This is a genomic window from Tepidimonas sp., assembly GCF_046292505.1.
Lineage (GTDB): Bacteria > Pseudomonadota > Gammaproteobacteria > Burkholderiales > Burkholderiaceae_C > Tepidimonas.
Genome location: NZ_JBKBQX010000006.1, coordinates 1 through 17389, shown reverse-complemented (window position 1 = coordinate 17389; position 17389 = coordinate 1). Strand labels below are relative to the sequence as shown.

Here is a 17389-nt window from a genome sequence, read left to right as displayed (position 1 = left end):
GCCGATTCGACCGGCTCTTGGGCGGTGTCAGTGCCGTGCCATGGCGGGGCGCGGGACGATCGTTTGAAAAACGGGCGATTTCCCCCTAAAGTCGGGCTCAAGTTGGTCGATAACACGAATGAGCGCAGGGAGTGTGGCCCTTGCGCACAGACGAGTTGGGGGTTGCGCCATGTTGACCATTTCATCGATTGCCGTGGCACCGGCGCCGCAATCGACGCCGACCGTGCGGGCCCAGCCAGTGACCCCGGCGCGGCCCGGCAATGCCGTTGCCCGTGAGAATGCGGCCGGTGCCGTCGTGGCGCCGCAGGGCGAGGCCGCGCGTGCGCAAGCGCAGGCGGCGCCACCGACGTTGGCGCCGGTCACCCCGGCGCAGGAAGGCCAGCGCGCCGACGGCTTTGCCAACGGGGCCGCTCCCGAGCGGTCCGGACTTCCGCTGCCCACCCTGGGCCGCGACAATCCCCGCGCCACCGATGCGCAGGCGATGACCGACCAGGAGGCGGCGCAGGCCCGGGCGGCTGAGCGAGACAAGCGGGCGCGGGAGGCCCAGAATGCCGATGCCCAGCGCCGTGCCGAGGCGCAGTCGCGCCCACGGCAAGCCGGTGATGCCGCCGGACGGTCGGGCCAGAAGGATTTTCCCGAGGTCAAGAACCCGGCCCAAGAGGCGATGGATGCCCAGATCAAGGACCTGTTGCCCAACATGTGGAAGGCCAGCCGCGCCGCGGTGGACATGATGATCGGCCAGGAGGCCGTCCAAGCCGCGCAAGAGCGCGCCCAACGGCTGGAAGAGTTGCAGACGCGCCTCAACACCCGGCCTCTGGCCAACCTGCCGCCCAACGACGTGGCGCAGAACTACGGCGCGGCCGCTGACGACGGCAGCCGACCGGCGCCGGGGGGGCAAATCGACCAACTGGCCTGAGCCTGATCGGTCGGACGTCGCCTTCAGATGCGGTGCCGCACGCCCGAGGCCGACACGCGCTCCATGATGGCCCGCGCAATCTGCTTGAGCGGCAGTACCTCGTGCACGGCTCCCGCTTGGATGGCCATTTTGGGCATGCCGAAGACAACGCAGCTCGCTTCGTCTTGGGCAATGTTGTAGGCCCCGGCGTCACGCATTTCCTTCATCGCCTGGGCCCCGTCGCCGCCCATGCCGGTCAGCATCACCCCGATGGCATTGGGTCCCAGGACCCGCGCACAGGAGCGAAACAGCACCTCCACCGACGGCTTGTGGCGGTTGACCGGCGGTGAGTCGTCCACCACGGCGATGTAGTTGGCGCCGCTGCGCGCGATGGAAAACTGGCGCCCGCCCGGGGCGATGTAGGCATGACCGGGCAGGATGCGCTCGCCGTCGCGCGCCTCGGCCACCCGGATGCGGCACAGCGAATCCAGCCGCGCGGCAAAACTGGCGGTAAAGCCCGGCGGCATGTGCTGGGTGATGACCACCGCCGGGGCGTCGGACGGCAAGTCGACCAGAATCTCTTTGATCGCCTCGGTGCCCCCGGTGGAGGCGCCGATGCAGATGATCTTCTCGGTCGACAGCCGCAGCAGTCCGGTGCCCGAGGCCGTCCCCATCGGGACGCTGGGTGTCGCGGCCACCGGGGTCGACGTCGCGGCGGCTGGGGCAGCGGTCAGACGCCGCACATGGGCCTTGGCGGCGATGCGGATTTTTTCGACGATGTCGTCGGCCAACTCCTGCAGCCCCGCGCTGACGCCGACGCGTGGCTTGGCGACGAAGTCCACCGCACCCAGCTCCAAAGCCTTGAGCGTCGTCTCGGCGCCTTGCTCGGTCAGCGTCGAGACCATCACCACCGGGGTGGGGCGCAGCCGCATCAGGCGCGAGAGGAACTCCAGCCCGTCCATCTTCGGCATTTCGACGTCCAGCGTGATGACGTCGGGGTTGCGCTCGCGGATGATCTCGCGCGCTTGCAACGGGTCGGCGGCTGCGCCGATGCAGGTCATGTCGGGTTGTTGATTGATGATCTGGGTCAACAGACTGCGCACCAGCGCCGAGTCGTCGACCACCACCACCTTGATCTTGGGCAGATCAGGGGTGTTGCACTTGATTATTGACTCCGCCACCTTTAGCGCAACTTCAGCAAGCCGCGAAGCAGGGGAATAGATGGCGTTGTTCTGGTCGCTTCAAAAGCAAGGCCAAGGGAGAAGAGCCGGCTATGGCCGGCCCATCCGAACTGGGATCGCGTCGCGCCGCTGGTTAACGCAGGAGTGCCAGCACGTTTTGCGGCAGCTGGTTGGCCTGGGCGATCATGGCGGTGCCGGCCTGCTGCAGGATCTGCGTGCGGCTGAGGTTGGCGGTCTCGGCGGCGAAGTCGGCATCCATGATGCGGCCGCGGGCGGCGGTTTGTTTTTCCACCGCCTTGCGCAGGAAGGCGATGGTGTTCTCGAATCGGCTCTGCACGGCACCCAAACGGGCTCGGCGTTCGTCAACTGCTGCAATGGCTTGGTCCAAAGCGCTGATGGCGCTGGCGTTGGCCGACGTAGCGCTGATATTGAGCGCAGAATAACTACCGCCACCGCTCACGACTGCGCTAAAGTTGGCATTGCCGCTCAGCGAGATGTCTGCCGATGCGATGGTGATTCGGTTTTCCGTACCAGAGTTGGCGCCCACTTGGAACTCGTAATTGGCCGACCCCGCCAAAATCGCTTGACCGTTGAACTGCACCGAGCCGCTCATACGGGCCAGTTCGCCAGCGAGTTGTTGGTATTCTTGGTTGAGTTTGTCGAGGTCACCGCCCGTTCCCGTGGTGTTGGTGGAGTTGACCGCCTGCACAGCCAGCTCGCGCATGCGCTGCAGCATTTCGGTCATCTGACTCAGGCCACCTTCGGCGACCTGGGCAAGCGAGATGCCGTCGTTGGCGTTGCGGATGGCGACATTCAAGCCGCGCACCTGGGTGTTCATGCGGTTGGCGATGGCAAGGCCGGCCGCGTCGTCCTTGGCGCTGTTGATGCGCAGACCCGACGACAGGCGCGCCATGGTCGTCTGCAGCGACTGCATGTTGTTGACGGTGTTGCGCTGCGCGTTCAGCGAAATGGCATTGGTGTTGATGCACAGGCTCATAGCGGTCGCTCCTGTGGTTGACAACCCGGGTGGCCCAGCGCAGTTGGCCCCATGCCTTCTGCCGTTGAACCCTTTGGTGTCCGGTTGAGTGATATATCGGGCCCCCGCGGCAAAACTTGAGGGCCTCCTCATAGAATCGGTGCACGCCCGTCGCGCGCTGCGCGCGGGGCGCGTCTGCCGAGTGCTGCATGAGTCGAATCGACCGATCTTCCCCCGTCCCGCTGCCCACGGAGCAGCTGCGCATCGGTTTGGTACTGCCGTTCACGTTGCTGGACGCGGAGGGGCGGGTGTTGCTGGCCAAAGGGCAGCGCATCGAGGACGAGCAGCAGTTGCGCCTGCTGCGCGAGCGTCGGCAAGTCTTCGTGCCCTTCGAGGAGTCGGAGCTGGCGGTCAAGGTCTTCATGACGGGGCTGCTGGAGCTGGACCGGCGTGGCGGGGCGATCAAAGACCTGGACCGCTACGTGCAGTTGGGCGAAGACGGCGCGGCCAAGGATGCAGAGCCGTTGCGCGGTACGCAGCCGGAGCAGTGTGCCGAGGTGGCCGCGCGTTTGCGTCGGCTGTTGGCGGGCATCGAGATGGGGGGCGTGGCACCGGCGGACGGGCCGGTGCGCTTTGAGCAGCTGTGGCGTGACATCGGGCAGCTCACCGCCAACGAGGCGGTGGCGGAGACGAGCACGCTGGTGCTGATCTACCGTGCCTGCACCAGCCCGGCCGAGTACAGCGTGCTGCACGCGCTGCAGTGCGCCGTGCTGGCGCGCCAAGTGGCGCCGCTGCTCAAACTGTCGGCGGAGGAGTCGCGCACCCTGGTGCTGGCCACGGCGAGCATGAATGTGGCGATGTTGCGGCTGCAGGATGCGCTGGCGCAGCAGCGCGTGGCCCCATCGCCGGTGCAGCGCGCGCAGATCGACGCCCATGCCGCCGAGGGCGAGCGGCTGCTGCGCGCTGCGGGTGTGTCCGATCCGCTGTGGCTGGAGGCGGTGCGCTTGCACCATACGCCGCTGGCGCCAGGTGTGGCGTTGGCGCAACGCCCGCCGGGCCAGCGGCTGGCGCACATCGTGCAGGTGTTGGACCGGTACACGGCGGCCATGAGTCCGCGCGCCAGTCGCCCGGGGCGCACGGCCAAGGACGCGGCGCGCACGGCGATTCTGTTTCGCACCGGGGGCGAGCAGGACGAGGTGGGGCTGGCGCTGGTGCAGTTGCTGGGCCTGTATCCCCCCGGTACTTTTGTGCGCCTGACGGGGGGCGAGACGGCGCTGGTGTTGCGCCGTGGTGCGCGGGCGGGCACGCCGGTGGCGGCCGTGGTGGCCAACCGCGCTGGCGAGCCGCTGGGGACGCCCAAGCTGGTCAGTACCGCGCGCCCGGAATATGCCCCGTCCGATGCGGTGCCGGGGTCGTCGGTGCGTGCGCGCATCAATTTGGACGAGATGGTCAAACTGCTGGCCTTCGCCCGCACGCCCGGTTCGGGGTTGCGCTGACGGCATTGGACGGCATGGACCGCCCGCCCAAGGCCCCGAAAGTCCCCGAGTCGGTGCTGGTCGTGGTGCACACGAGCGCGCTGGACGTGCTGTTGCTGGAGCGGGCCGATGCGCCCGGCTTCTGGCAGTCGGTGACGGGCGCCAAAGATACGCCGGACGAGCCGTGGGAACGGACCGCGGTGCGGGAGGTGGCCGAAGAAACCGGCATCGACGCCCGTGCGGCAGGTTGTGCCCTGAGCGACTGGGGGTTGGAGAATGTGTACGCGATCTACCCCCGCTGGCGTCACCGGTACGCGCCGGGCGTGACGCACAACACCGAGCGGGTGTTTGGTCTGTGCGTGCCGCCGGGGACGGTGGTGCGGCTGGCGCCCCGGGAGCACACGACACATATCTGGCTGCCGTGGCGCGAGGCGGCCGATCGCTGCTTCTCGCCCTCCAACGCCGAGGCCATTCTGTGGCTGCCGCGGTATTGGCCGCGGGGCTGATGGCATGATTGGCGCATGACGACCGTGCGCGTGGCGACCTACAACATCCACAAGGGGGTGCAGGGGGTGGGGCCGCTCAAGCGGCTGGAGATCCACAACCTGGTCCGCGCGGTGGCCGCGCTGCAGGCCGACGTGGTCTGCCTGCAGGAGGTGCGGGCGTTTCATCGCCGTCTGCAGCGGCGTTTTGGCCATTGGCCGGCTGGTGATCAGGCGCAGTTTCTGGCCCCGCCGGGCTACCACGCCGTCTATCGGACCAATGCCGTGACCCGCCACGGCGAGCACGGCAATGCGCTGCTGAGTCGCTTTCCGGTTTTGGCACAGGCCCACCAGGATGTGTCGGATCACCGTTTCGAGCAGCGGGGGCTGTTGCACGTGAGCCTGGCCGTGCCGGGCGGCGCGGGCGAGGCCGGCTGTCCACCCGTGCGGGCCTTGCATGTGATCGTCGTGCATCTGGGACTCATCCACGCCAGCCGGGAGCGCCAAGTGCAGGCGCTGGGGCGCTTCATCGACCAGTCCGTGCCCGCTGGTGCTCCCTTGGTCGTGGCCGGCGACTTCAACGACTGGAGCGAGCGGCTGCACGAGCCGATGGCGGCGCTGGGCCTGCACACGGCCCCGCAGTCGCGCGTGCCCACGTATCCGTCGCGTTGGCCGCTGCTGCCACTGGATCGCATTTATGCACGCGGGGTGGCGGTGCGGGCGCTGTCCGTTCCCCACGGGGGCGGTTGGGGCCGCTGGTCCGACCATTTGCCGCTGGTGGCAGAGTTGGCGTTGCCGTGACTGCACCCCTGCGTCCTGGGCATCGCCTGCGGCTGCTGGAGGGCGGGCGGGCCCTGTTCCCGGCCATGGTGCAGGCCATGGATCGGGCGCGCCATTTGATCCATGTGGAGACGTACATCTTCGTCTTTGCCCACGATGCCTTGCCCGTGGCCGAGGCCATGGAGCGCGCGGCCCGACGCGGCGTCCAGGTGCGGCTGGTGGTCGATGCGGTCGGCACTCCGCAGGTGCCGGCCGAATGGGTGCACCGCTTTCGCGCGGCAGGGGTGCAGTGGCGAACCTACGCGCCACTCGGGCGCCTGGGGCTGTTGATCCCGAGCCGCTGGCGGCGCCTGCACCGCAAGCTGTGCGTGGTCGATGGGGTGGTGGGGTTTTGTGGCGGGATCAACCTGATCGACGACCGCGACGACGTTGTGCTGGGCCGGTTGACTGTCCCCCGCCTGGATTACGCCGTGGAAGTGAGCGGGCCACTGGTGGGCGACATGCTGGCCACGATGGAGCGGCTGTGGTGGCGACTGCTGGCGGCGCGGCGTGCGCGCCGGCGCGAGTTTCGAGCGGCCTGGCAGGCGTGGCGCGCGGCGCATGTCGGCGACGATTTGCGCGCTTGGTGGCAGGGCTGGTTCATGGAGCGCGATGCGGCGCCGTCCGGCCCCGATGGCGGGCCGACCGTGCACGGGGCCGCCGCCGCCGTGCTCTGGCGGGACAACGTCCGCCACCGCCACGACATCGAGCATGCGTATCTGCAGGCGATTGCGCAGGCGCGGCACGAGGTGATCATCGCCAATGCCTACTTCATCCCTGGGCGACGACTGCGCCATGCACTGGCGCAGGCCGTTGCACGCGGGGTGCGCGTGCGCCTGCTGGTGCAAGGCAAGTACGAACGTTTTTTGCAGTACCACGCCCCGAGGCCGGTGCATGCGTGGCTGCTGCGCGCGGGGGTGGAAATCCGCGAGTACGCGCCCAGCGCCCTGCATGCCAAGGTGGCGGTGGCCGACGAGCGGTGGGCCACGGTCGGCTCCACCAACCTCGACCCGATCAGCCTGTTGCTGGCGCGCGAGGCCAACGTCGTCACCACCGACGCGCGCTTTGTGCGCCACTTGCGCGCCCGGCTCGACCACCTGACGCGCACCGCTGGGGTAGTGCTGGACATGGAGACGCTGCAGCGGCGCCCGTGGCACGAGCGGGCGCGGGACTGGATCGCCTTTGCCGTCATGCGGGCGGTGCTGTTTTTGACCGGGCACCGGTACTGATGGTGGGGTTGATGACCCGGTGTTAGCATCCAGGCATGCTTATGAAAGCCTCCGAGACCATGACCGACGACACCCAGCCCGACGAGGGCGTGCCCGTCTCCGTGCGGATCCGCGAGCGGATCCGGGCGGCGCGCAAGCGCTTTCACTCCAACGACAACATCGCCGAGTTCATTCGCCCGGGCGAGTTGGAGCAACTGCTCGACGAGGTGTCGGAGAAGATGCAGGCCGTGCTGGATGCCATGGTCATCGACACCGCCAACGACCACAACACCGAGGACACCGCGCGCCGCGTGGCCAAGATGTACCTCAAGGAGGTGTTCGCGGGTCGCTACGTGCCGGCGCCGTCCATCACCGAGTTCCCCAACGCCGAGCATCTCAACGAGCTGATGATCGTGGGGCCGATCACGGTGCGCAGCGCGTGCAGCCACCACTTCTGCCCGGTGATCGGCAAGGTGTGGATCGGCGTCATGCCCAACGAACACACCAACGTCATCGGGCTGAGCAAATATGCCCGCCTGGCCGAGTGGGTGATGGGCCGCCCACAGATCCAGGAAGAGGCAGTGGTGCAACTGGCCGACTTGATCCAGGAAAAGACCCAGCCCGACGGGCTGGCGATCGTCATGGAAGCGACGCACTACTGCATGGCGTGGCGCGGCGTCAAGGACATGGACAGCCGCATGATCAACTCGGTGATGCGTGGGGTGTTTCTGAAGGATTCGAACCTGCGCCGCGAATTTTTGTCCCTGATTCCGCGGAGCTGAGGCCATGCTGGTGCGTTTGCTCTACGTCAGCCGGGCCGTGGACCCGGACACCTCGCACGCCATCGAGTCGATCCTGGCCTCGGCGCGGCGCCACAATTTGCACAACGGCATCACCGGCATCCTGTGCTACGGGGGCGGCATCTTTTTGCAGGCCATCGAGGGGGGGCGCAGCGCGGTCAACCGGCTGTACAAGCAGATCGTCGACGATCCGCGCCATCAGGATGTCGAGCTGCTGCTCTACGAAGAAATCACCGAACGCCGTTTTGGCGGCTGGACCATGGGGCAGGTCAACCTCACCAAGCTCAACACCTCCATCGTGCTCAAGTATTCCGAGCGGCCGGAGTTCGACCCCTACACCGTCTCGGGCCAGGTGTCGCTGGCGCTGCTGGAAGAGCTGATGGCCACGGCCAGTATCATCGGCCGCGTCTGAGCACCCGAGAGGCCGGCATTGGTGACCGTGGCGGAGCGCCCGCGGCTGCTGGGGTGCGACTTCACCAGCGCCCCGTCGGCGCACAAGCCCATCGTGCATGCCGTGGGGCGCTTGGTGGGGGAGGGTGGACGCGGGTGTCGCGTGGTGCTGGAGGGGCTGGAGCGTTTTGCGTCGCTGGCCGCATGGTCCGCCGCGCTGGAGCGTCCGGGTCCGTGGGTGGGGGGCTTTGATTTGCCGTTTGGGCTGCCGCGGGCGTTGGTGCTGGCTTTGGGCTGGCCGACGACGTGGCAGGCTTGCATGGCCCACTATGCGGGGCTGTCGCGGGCGCAGATCCGCGAAATTTTTGCCGCTTACTGCGCGGCGAGGCCGGCGGGGGCCAAGCTGGCGCACCGCGCCACCGATGGCCCGGCGGGCTCCAGCCCCAGCATGAAGTGGGTCAACCCACCGGTGGCCTATATGCTGCACGCGGGCGTGCCGCGATTGTTGGCGGCGGGGGTGGCATTGCCCGGATTGCACGAGCCGCCCGGCGGCGCCGACCGCGTGGCGCTGGAGGCCTATCCGGGGCTGCTGGCCCGCAGCGTGCTGGGGCGGCGGTCGTACAAAAGCGATGAGTCGGCCCGACAGACCCCGGAACGCCTGATTGCCCGCAAGAACCTGCTCCATGCCTTGGAGGCCGGTACCGCACCGCTGCTGGCCGCAGCGGGCCTGCGCCTGCATCTGAGCCCTGCGCAGCACGAGGCGCTGGTGGACGACGCCCGAGGGGATGCTCTGGACGCCGTGCTGTGTTTGGTGCAAGCGGCTTGGGGCTGCCTGCAACACGAAGCCGGTCACCCGTGCTGGGGTTTGCCGCCGTTCGATCCCTTGGAAGGGTGGATCGTGACGGCGGAGGCATCTGCGTCCGTCAGGCCGGCCGATGGCGCAGGCCGCACACCGGACACTGCGGGTGCCGGGCGAGCTGCACCTCGGTGAACGCCAGACCACGGCCGTCCAGCATCAGCAGTCGACCGACCAGGCGCGAGCCCAAGCCCACGATCAGCTTGAGCGCCTCGGCCGCCTGCATCGTCCCGATGATGCCCACCAGCGGCGCAAAGACACCCATCGTGGCGCAGCGGGTTTCTTCCAGCCCCTCGGTTTCCGGGAACAGGCAGGCGTAGCAGGGCGAGCGCGGGTCGCGCGGGTCGTATACCGACAACTGCCCGTCGAAACGGATGGCCGCCCCCGACACCAGCGGAACCCGGTGTCGCACGCTGGCGCGGTTGATCAGGTGGCGGGTGCGGAAATTGTCAGTGCAGTCCAGCAGCACGTCGGCGCCAGGCAGCACGCCGTCGAGCACGGCGTCGTCGGCGCGCTGCAGCAGCGGCTGGATGCGCACCTCCGGATTGATGGCGCGCATGGCCACTTGCGCCGACTGGGCCTTGGGCAGGCCCACACGCGACAGGTCGTGTGCGATCTGGCGCTGCAGGTTGGTGGCGTCCACCGTGTCGTGGTCGATCACGGTGATGCGGCCCACCCCGGCGCTGGCCAAGTACAGCGCGACCGGCGAGCCGAGTCCGCCCGCGCCCACGATCACCGCATGGGCGGCCAGCAGCCGCTCCTGGCCTTCCACGCCGATGTCGTCGAGCAGGATGTGGCGCGAATAGCGCAGCAGTTGCTCGTCGGTCATGTTTGGCGTCAGTTGTCGGCCTTGGCCGGGCGCTCGGCGGCGGTCTTGCTGGCCACCACCGGCAGGCCCTTGAGGCGGTTGAGCGCCTGCTGGAGCTGGAAGTCCTTCTCCGACCCAAACTCCGGCAGCAGCCGCGCGCCGGGGTTCTTGCGCTGTTCCTCTTCCAGCCGCTGGCGCGCCTGCTCGCGTTCGCGCTCGCGCTGGCGCAGCGCCTCGCGTTCGGCCTCGGTCAGCTTGGCCTCGTCCGGGCCGGCTAGGTGCTTCTCGAGGTCGGCCTCGCGCGTGCGCAGCGCGGCGAACAGATTGCCCTCGGGCGTCTCGTCCACCCAGACGTCGGGCACGATGCCCTTGGCCTGGATCGAGCGGCCGCTGGGGGTGTAGTAGCGCGCGGTGGTGAGCTTGAGAGCCGTGTCCGGGCCGAGCGGGCGCACCGTCTGCACCGAGCCCTTGCCGAAGGTCTGGCTGCCCATGATGACCGCGCGCTGGTGGTCTTGCAGGGCGCCGGCGACGATCTCGCTGGCCGAGGCCGAGCCCTCGTTGACCAGCACCACGAGCGGGATGCGCTTGAGCAGCCCTTGCGTGCTGGCGGTCAGCCGCGCGATCGGATCGTTGCCGGCGCGACGCAGGTAATCGCGCGGGGTGGCGCGATAGGTGGCCTTGCTTTCCTCCAATTGGCCGTTGGTGGTGACCACCACGGCGTCGTCGGGCAGGAAGGCCGCCGACAGACCCACGGCCGCATCCAGCAGGCCGCCCGGATCGTTGCGCAGGTCCAGCACCATGCCCTTGAGCGTCGGCTCTGAACGCGCGATCTCTTCGATCTTGCGGGCAAAGTCCTCCAGCGTGCGCTCCTGGAATTGCGACACGCGCACCCAGGCGTAGCCGGGCTCCACCACCTTGGCGCGCACGCTGACGGTCTTGATCTCTTGCCGCGTGATGGTCACCGGGAAGGTGCGGTTTTCGTCCCGGCGGAAGACGGTCAAAGTCACCTGGGTGTTGGGCTCGCCGCGCATGCGCTTGACGGCGTCATTGATCGTCAGGCCCTTGACAGCGGTGTCGTCGATCTTGGTGATGAGATCCCCCGCCTTCAGCCCGGCGCGGAAGGCAGGCGAGTCCTCGATCGGCGTGACGACCTTGACGAGGCCGTCTTCCATCGTGATTTCGATGCCCACACCGACGAAGCGCCCCGAGGTGCCTTCGCGGAATTCCTTGAAGCTCTTGCGGTCGAAATACTGCGAGTGGGGATCGAGCGACGACACCATGCCAGCGATGGCGTCGGTGATGAGCTTCTTGTCGTCGACGGGCTCGACGTAGTCGCTCTTGATCATGCCGAAGACGGCGGCCAGTTGCTGCAGCTCCTCCAGCGGCAGCGGCGCGAGCGTGGCCCGCGCGGTCGCCTGCACCTGCACCGTCGTCAGCGCGCCGGCCAGCGCCCCGAGGGCCACCCAGCCGGCAATCTTCAGTTTCTGCCCCATCGCAATCCCTGTCGTCGCGTCTCGCGCCACTATACACGTTGGACCGGCGGCGCGCCGGCGCGGTTCCCGTCGGGCGGGGCCAGGGCTCAGGCTTGGCCCTGGCGGGCGACGGCGGCTGCGGCCGCTTCCGCCGCGGCGGCGTCACCCAGGTAGTAGCGGCGCAGCGGCTTCATATCGTCGTCGAACTCGTACACCAGCGGGATGCCGTTGGGGATGTTCAGCCCGACGATGTCCGTGTCCGAGATGCCGTCCAGATGCTTGATGAGCGCGCGGATGGAGTTGCCGTGCGCAGCGATCAGCACGCGCTGTCCGCTGCGGATGGCGGGCACGATGGTGTCGTTCCAGCACGGCACCACGCGCGCCACGGTGTCCTTCAGGCACTCGGTCAGGGGAATCTGCTCCGGCGGCAGGGCGGCGTAGCGCCGGTCCTGGCGCTGGCCGCGCGGGTCGTTGGGGTCCAGCGGCGGTGGCGGCGTATCATAGCTGCGGCGCCAGACGAGCACCTGCTCGTCGCCGTACTGCTTGGCCATGTCCGCCTTGTTGAGGCCCTGCAGGGCGCCGTAGTGGCGCTCGTTGAGCCGCCAGTCCTTGATCACCGGCAGCCAGGTGCGGTCCATCTCGTCGAGCACATACCACAGCGTGTGGATGGCGCGTTTGAGGACGCTGGTGAAGCACAGGTCGAAGTCCCAGCCTTCCGCCTTGAGCAGCCGTCCCGCCGACATGGCCTGCGACACCCCCGTGGGCGTGAGGTCGACATCGGTCCAGCCGGTGAAGCGGTTTTCGAGGTTCCAGGTGGACTCTCCGTGGCGGATCAGGACGAGCTTGTGCATGGCGACAGGGGGGATTCCCGATTGGGACGACAAAGGGAAAACCCACATTCTAGAATACCGGTCTGCCGGGGCAGGGCTGTCCCGTTCGATTCCCAATCAAGGCGTACCGTGGATTTTTTGATCGAAAACTGGATGTTGGTGGCGGTGGCGGTCGGCTCGGCCGTGATGCTCATGTGGCCGGCGTTGGGCGGCGCAGCGGGCGGCGCGGGCGTGTCGCCGACCGAAGCGGTGCAACTCATCAACCGCGAGAAAGCGGCCGTGATCGACGTGTGCTCGCCCGCCGAGTTTGCCGCCGGGCATGTGACGGGGGCGCGCAATATCCCGCTGGACGCGCTGGAGCAGCAACTGCCCCAGGCCGTCAAAAACAAGGCGACGCCGCTGGTGCTGGTGTGCGCGTCGGGCATGCGTTCGCGCCGCGCCGTGGCCATCGCCAAGAAGCTGGGTTACGACAAGGCGGTCTCGCTGTCGGGCGGCATGGCCGCCTGGCGCGGTGCCAACCTGCCGGTCCAAAAGGCCTGATCGCGCACCGCAAAGGGCAACCGCATGGCACACGTCAAGATTTTCAGCAGTGACTACTGCCCCTATTGCCACCGGGCCAAGGCGCTGTTGCGCGCGCGTGGCGTGACCGAGTGGGAGGAGATCAACGTGGATGGCCGACCCGAGGTCCGTCAGGAGATGGCGCGGCTGGTCGGGCGCACCAGCGTGCCGCAGATCTTCATCGACGGGCGTCACATCGGGGGGTGCGATGATCTGCACGCCCTCGATGCCCGTGGTGGCCTGGTGCCGTTGCTGCAGGGGCAGGCCGGCTGAGTCCGGCCGCGCTCGGTCAGTGCGGCTGCCGCTGTCATAATCCAATCGTTTTGCCGGCCCCGATGCGGCGCACTCCGCGCAACCGGGGGCGGCTTCACCCGGGCATCCGCCGCCGGCGGGTGCTCCTCATCCACTTCGACCATGTCCGACGATCAAACCCCCGTTTTCCAGATCCAGCGCATCTACCTGAAAGAGGCCTCGCTGGAGCAGCCGAATTCCCCCGCCATCTTCCTGGAGCAACAACAGCCCAGTGTGGACATCCAATTGGGTGTCGAGGCCAAAGCGGTGGCCGACGGGGTGTACGAGGTGGCGGTCGCGGCCACCGTGCACACCAAGATCGGTGAGCGCACCGTGTTTCTGGTCGAGTGCAAGCAGGCGGGGATTTTCGAGATCCGCAACCTGCCGCAGGAGCAAATGGGCCCGATCATGGGCATCGCGTGTCCGCAGATCGTCTATCCCTATCTGCGCAGCAATGTGGCCGATCTGATCACGCGCGCCGGCTTCCCGCCCGTGCATCTGGCCGAGATCAACTTCCAGGCCATGTACGAGCAGCAGCAGGCCCAGCAGCAGGACGACGCGCCGCGCATCGTCACCGCCTGATGGGTGCTGGGGTGGGTGAGTGGCCCACCCTGTCGCCAACCGTTGTCCTGCCGCTGTCATGCACCTGACCGTGATCGGTGCCGGCGCCTGGGGGACGGCCCTCGCCATCGCGGGGGCTGGCACCCATCGAGTGCGCCTGTGGGCCCGCGACCGCGCGCAGGCCGAGCGTCTGCACAGCGAGCGGGTCAATGCCCGCTACCTGCCGGGGGCGATGTTTCCGCCGGCGCTCGAGTGTGACGGCGGCGACCCTGCGTTGCTCGCGCCGTTGCTGGCGGCCACCGACTTGGTCGTGATCGCCACGCCGATGGCGGGGTTGCGACAGTGGTTGCAGTGGCTGTCCGGCGCATTGCCCGCAGCGGACCGTGGCGACGTCCCCGTCACCTGGCTGTGCAAAGGCTTCGAGCGCGCCCGCGAGCCCGGCGCCGACGGCTTGTTGGGGCATGAAATCGCCGCCCAGGTGGCGCCCGACCTGCGCGTCGGGGTTCTGAGCGGCCCCAGCTTTGCGCAGGAGGTGGCGGCGGGCCTGCCGACGGCGTTGGTGGCGGCCGGTGGCCAGGCTGCGGTGCGCGACGCCTTGGTGACCGCCTTCCATGGCCCGACGCTGCGCGTCTATGCCAACGACGACATCGTCGGCGTCGAAGTCGGCGGGGCGGTCAAAAACGTCATGGCCATCGCCACCGGGTTGTGCGACGGCTTGCGCCTGGGGCACAACGCCCGGGCGGCCTTGATTACCCGTGGCTTGGCCGAGATGACCCGCCTGGGGCTGGCGCTCGGGGCGCGGGCGGAGACCTTCATGGGCTTGTCGGGCTTGGGCGATCTGGTGCTGACCGCCACCGGCGACCTGAGCCGCAACCGCCAGGTCGGGCTGCTGTTGGCCCAGGGCCTGACGCTGACCCAGGCGGTGGATTCGCTCGGGCATGTGGCCGAGGGGGTCTACAGCGCGCGTACCGTGGCGCAGCGCGCCCGTTCGCTGGGGGTGCGTATGCCGATCACCGACGCCGTGGTGGCGCTGCTGGACGGCGCGCTGCAGCCGCGCGATGCGGTTGCGCGCCTGATGGCGCGCGATCCGGTGGCGGAGTGAGGTCCCCGGGGCGTCAAAACTCCCAGTTGTCGATCAGGCGGGTGCGGCCCAGGCGGGCCGCACCGAGCGCCACCAGGCGGCCGGGTTGCAGGTCCGCCACCGTGGGGGGCAGCAGATCCTCGCGCCGGCGTACGGTCAGGTAGTCGGGCTGCCAGCCACGGGCCGCCAGCGCCTGCTCGGCGTGGCGCTCCAGCGCCGCCAGGTTGCGCTCGCCGCCCAGCACGTCGGCGGCCAGCAGGCGCAGCGCCTGCACCAGTTGGGGCGCCTCGGCGCGTTCGAGGGGCGAGAGATAGCCGTTGCGCGAGCTCAGCGCCAGCCCGTCCGGCGCGCGCGCGATGTCGCCGCCGTGGATGGTGATGGGCAGAGCAAACTGCCGCACCATCTGGCGAATCACCATGAGCTGTTGGTAGTCCTTCTTGCCGAACACCGCGTGGCGCTCGCCCTTGGCCTGGGCAAAGACGCACTGGAACAGCTTCATCACCACCGTGCAGACGCCGGTGAAAAAGCCGGGGCGGAAATGTCCCTCCAGCATGTCGGCCAGCGCGGGGTGCGGCTGCACCTTGAAGGTTTGCGGCTCCGGGTACAGCTCGCTTTCGGCCGGCGCGAAGACGATGTCACAGCCGACTTCCGCCAGGCGCTCGCAGTCGGCCTGCAGCGTGCGCGGGTAGGTGTCGAAGTCCTCGTGCGGCAGAAATTGCAGCCGGTTGACGAAGATGCTAGCCACCGTCACGTCGCCCAGGGTGCGTGCATAGCGCACCAGGCTCAGGTGGCCGTCGTGCAGATTGCCCATGGTGGGCACGAAGGCGGGGCGGTCGAATGGGGCGAGCGCCTGGCGCAGCTCGGCGATGGTGTGGATGACTTGCATCGGAATGGCGGGGAGGCAAACGGGGGGCGTGGGGCGCGGCAGGCCGCGGTTCACCACGCGTGCATGGCATTGTCGGGGAAGTCGCCGGCCTTGACGGCGGCGACATAGGCGGCCATGGCGTCGCGCACACTGGCCGCCCCATCCATGAAGTTGCGCACGAACTTTGGTGTCTTGCCCAGGTGGATGCCCAGCATGTCGTGCATCACCAGCACCTGGCCAGCGGTGCCATTGCCGCTGCCGATGCCGATGGTGTGACAGCGCGGCAGCTGTTGGGTGATCTCGGTGGCCAGCGCGGCGGGCACCATCTCCAGCACCAGCATCGTGGCGCCCGCATCCTGCAGTGCCAGCGCGTCGCGGCGCAATTGCTGCGCTTGGGCGTCGTTGCGGCCCTGCACGCGGTAGCCGCCGATGGCGTGCACCGTCTGCGGCGTCAGGCCCAGGTGGCCGCAGACGGGGATGCCGCGCTCCACCAAAAACCGCACGGTCTCCACGGTCCAGCCTCCGCCTTCGAGCTTGACCATGTGCGCGCCAGCCTGCATCAGCGCCGCGGCGCTGCGCACGGCTTGCTCGCGCGACTCTTGATAGCTGCCAAAGGGCAGGTCGCCGATCACCCACACGGTGCCCTGCACGCGGCGCAGGCCTCGTACCACGCTTTCGGTGTGGTAGCACATCTCTTGCAGCGACACGCCGACCGTGCTGGGGCGTCCCTGGCAGACCATGCCGAGCGAGTCGCCCACCAGCAGACAATCCACACCGGCGGCGTCGGCCACCGCGGCAAACGTCGCGTCGTAGGCGGTGAGCATGGCGATTTTCTCGCCGCGCTCGCGCATCTCGAGCAGGCGCGGCAGGCTGATGGGCTTGCGCGGCGGCAGGGGCGCGGCGGCCGGCAAGGTGCCGTACGGGGTGCGCGGTGTGGTGTCGGTCATGGCGTCCAGTTCTCCAAGTCGCGCAAGTCTAGTCGATGCGTCTGCCCTGGCTCTCGGGGACGAACAGGCCGATGTGGATCCCGTTATGCTTGTGGTTTACGGAGTTTTAGGCCTGTCGATGAGCGATCCTGCACGCCCCGACCCCCTGTCGTTGCAACCCCCGCTGCCAGATATTGCCGCGCAGGCGGCGGCCGATGTCGCCCGCGCACTGGCCGAGGACGTGGGCAGCGGCGACCTGACCGCCGCGCTGGTGGACCCTGGTCTGCGCATGCGGGCGCGGGTGATCGCGCGCGAGTCCGCTGTGGTGTGCGGCGAGCCCTGGGTCCGCGCGGCCGTGCAGGTGCTGGACCCCGGTGCGCAATGGCACTGGCGGGTGCCGGATGGCCAGCGGGTCGAGCGCGATGGGGTCGTGTTCGAAGTCGAAGCCCATGCCCGCGCCCTGCTGTCGGCCGAGCGCACCGCATTGAACTTTTTGCAAACGCTGTCCGCCGTGGCCACCCAGACCGCGCGCTATGTGGCGGCGGTGGCGGGCACGCGCGCCCGCATTTGCGACACGCGCAAGACGCTGCCTGGTCTGCGCGTGGCGCAGAAGTACGCTGTGCGCACCGGCGGCGGGCTGAACCACCGCATGGGCCTGCACGATGCGGTGCTGATCAAGGAAAACCACCTCGCCGCCGCCGGCGGCGTGCGGGCGGCGCTGGCGCGGGTGCAGTCCAGTGCCCCACAGGCGCTGTTCGTGCAGATCGAGGTCGAGACGCTGGCCCAGTTGCGCGATGCGCTGGATGGCGGTGCGCGCGTCATCCTGCTCGACAACATGGACTTGCCGACCCACGTCAGGATGCGCATCTGTGCCTCCGTATCGCCCTCAAAGCGTTGCCAAAGCTCCGGCGCCAC

At 68.5% G+C, this 17389-nt stretch carries 20 protein-coding genes; 13 read left to right on the top strand and 7 right to left on the bottom strand.

The annotated features are described in order from the left end of the window. Positions 1-169 precede the first annotated feature (169 nt). Complete coding sequence (locus ACK4TH_RS04540) at positions 170-916, top strand: hypothetical protein (RefSeq protein WP_409623317.1); 747 nt, start codon at positions 170-172, stop codon at positions 914-916. 23 nt (positions 917-939) lie between these two features. On the opposite strand, the gene ACK4TH_RS04535 is transcribed toward ACK4TH_RS04540, so the two are convergent. After that, positions 940-2040: a chemotaxis response regulator protein-glutamate methylesterase gene (locus ACK4TH_RS04535; RefSeq protein ID WP_409623508.1), complete on the bottom strand. Its 1101-nt coding sequence runs from the start codon at positions 2038-2040 to the stop codon at positions 940-942. A gap of 169 nt (positions 2041-2209) precedes the next feature. Continuing rightward, positions 2210-3073 carry a flagellin gene (locus ACK4TH_RS04530; protein WP_409623315.1) on the bottom strand — a complete coding sequence of 288 codons (864 nt, stop codon included), beginning with the start codon at positions 3071-3073 and terminating at the stop codon, positions 2210-2212. 188 nt (positions 3074-3261) lie between these two features. On the opposite strand from ACK4TH_RS04530, the gene ACK4TH_RS04525 reads away from it, so the two are divergent. From ACK4TH_RS04525 to ACK4TH_RS04495, 7 genes are read left to right on the top strand one after another with little or no spacing between them, the layout of a single operon-like run. After that, positions 3262-4548 carry an HD-GYP domain-containing protein gene (locus ACK4TH_RS04525; protein ID WP_409623313.1) on the top strand — a complete coding sequence of 429 codons (1287 nt, stop codon included), beginning with the start codon at positions 3262-3264 and terminating at the stop codon, positions 4546-4548. Positions 4549-4562: 14 nt separating this feature from the next. After that, the gene (nudB, locus tag ACK4TH_RS04520) at positions 4563-5033 is read left to right on the top strand and encodes a dihydroneopterin triphosphate diphosphatase (RefSeq protein WP_409623311.1); all 471 of its coding nucleotides are present in this window, start codon (positions 4563-4565) and stop codon (positions 5031-5033) included. Between the two features lie 15 nt (positions 5034-5048). Beyond that, positions 5049-5810 carry an endonuclease/exonuclease/phosphatase family protein gene (locus ACK4TH_RS04515; protein ID WP_409623309.1) on the top strand — a complete coding sequence of 254 codons (762 nt, stop codon included), beginning with the start codon at positions 5049-5051 and terminating at the stop codon, positions 5808-5810. Further along, the gene (clsB, locus tag ACK4TH_RS04510) at positions 5807-7057 is read left to right on the top strand and encodes a cardiolipin synthase ClsB (RefSeq protein ID WP_409623307.1); all 1251 of its coding nucleotides are present in this window, start codon (positions 5807-5809) and stop codon (positions 7055-7057) included. The genes ACK4TH_RS04515 and clsB overlap by 4 nt, the downstream gene beginning before the upstream one ends. 59 nt (positions 7058-7116) lie before the next feature. Then, entirely contained in the window at positions 7117-7818 is a 702-nt protein-coding gene (folE, locus tag ACK4TH_RS04505) for a GTP cyclohydrolase I (RefSeq protein ID WP_409623305.1), read from the top strand. Between the two features lie 4 nt (positions 7819-7822). Continuing rightward, on the top strand, positions 7823-8248 hold the full coding sequence (locus ACK4TH_RS04500) for a BLUF domain-containing protein (protein ID WP_068608940.1): 426 nt from the start codon (positions 7823-7825) through the stop codon (positions 8246-8248). A gap of 18 nt (positions 8249-8266) precedes the next feature. Next, the gene (locus ACK4TH_RS04495; RefSeq protein ID WP_409623302.1) at positions 8267-9217 is read left to right on the top strand and encodes a DUF429 domain-containing protein; all 951 of its coding nucleotides are present in this window, start codon (positions 8267-8269) and stop codon (positions 9215-9217) included. Here the strand turns inward: ACK4TH_RS04495 and ACK4TH_RS04490 are convergent. The 3 genes from ACK4TH_RS04490 to gpmA form a co-directional block, all read right to left on the bottom strand. Next, positions 9150-9911: a HesA/MoeB/ThiF family protein gene (locus tag ACK4TH_RS04490; RefSeq protein ID WP_409623300.1), complete on the bottom strand. Its 762-nt coding sequence runs from the start codon at positions 9909-9911 to the stop codon at positions 9150-9152. The two genes, ACK4TH_RS04495 and ACK4TH_RS04490, sit on opposite strands and share 68 nt — an antisense overlap. Positions 9912-9919: 8 nt before the next feature. Then, complete coding sequence (locus ACK4TH_RS04485; RefSeq protein WP_409623298.1) at positions 9920-11383, bottom strand: S41 family peptidase; 1464 nt, start codon at positions 11381-11383, stop codon at positions 9920-9922. An 86-nt stretch (positions 11384-11469) separates the two neighbouring features. Continuing rightward, positions 11470-12213 (bottom strand): 2,3-diphosphoglycerate-dependent phosphoglycerate mutase, encoded by a 744-nt coding sequence (gene gpmA, locus ACK4TH_RS04480; RefSeq protein WP_409623296.1) that lies wholly within the window; start codon positions 12211-12213, stop codon positions 11470-11472. Between the two features lie 108 nt (positions 12214-12321). On the opposite strand from gpmA, the gene ACK4TH_RS04475 reads away from it, so the two are divergent. The 4 genes from ACK4TH_RS04475 (at position 12322) to ACK4TH_RS04460 (ending at position 14704) form a co-directional block, all read left to right on the top strand. Then, a complete protein-coding gene (locus ACK4TH_RS04475; protein ID WP_409623294.1) occupies positions 12322-12732 on the top strand; it encodes a rhodanese-like domain-containing protein in 411 nt (136 codons plus the stop codon). Positions 12733-12756: 24 nt separating this feature from the next. After that, entirely contained in the window at positions 12757-13023 is a 267-nt protein-coding gene (gene grxC, locus ACK4TH_RS04470; RefSeq protein WP_409623292.1) for a glutaredoxin 3, read from the top strand. Positions 13024-13164: 141 nt separating this feature from the next. Further along, positions 13165-13623 carry a protein-export chaperone SecB gene (gene secB, locus ACK4TH_RS04465; RefSeq protein WP_409623290.1) on the top strand — a complete coding sequence of 153 codons (459 nt, stop codon included), beginning with the start codon at positions 13165-13167 and terminating at the stop codon, positions 13621-13623. Positions 13624-13681: 58 nt separating this feature from the next. Beyond that, the gene (locus tag ACK4TH_RS04460) at positions 13682-14704 is read left to right on the top strand and encodes an NAD(P)H-dependent glycerol-3-phosphate dehydrogenase (protein WP_409623288.1); all 1023 of its coding nucleotides are present in this window, start codon (positions 13682-13684) and stop codon (positions 14702-14704) included. A 13-nt stretch (positions 14705-14717) separates the two neighbouring features. Here the strand turns inward: ACK4TH_RS04460 and panC are convergent, their stop codons facing one another. Beyond that, positions 14718-15569: a pantoate--beta-alanine ligase gene (gene panC, locus ACK4TH_RS04455; RefSeq protein WP_409623285.1), complete on the bottom strand. Its 852-nt coding sequence runs from the start codon at positions 15567-15569 to the stop codon at positions 14718-14720. A 50-nt stretch (positions 15570-15619) separates the two neighbouring features. Continuing rightward, positions 15620-16495 carry a 3-methyl-2-oxobutanoate hydroxymethyltransferase gene (panB, locus tag ACK4TH_RS04450; protein WP_409623281.1) on the bottom strand — a complete coding sequence of 292 codons (876 nt, stop codon included), beginning with the start codon at positions 16493-16495 and terminating at the stop codon, positions 15620-15622. A gap of 118 nt (positions 16496-16613) precedes the next feature. Here panB and nadC point away from each other — a divergent pair. Further along, positions 16614-17389 (top strand): carboxylating nicotinate-nucleotide diphosphorylase (nadC, locus tag ACK4TH_RS04445; RefSeq protein WP_409623278.1); only part of this gene is annotated, 776 nt, incomplete at its 3' end.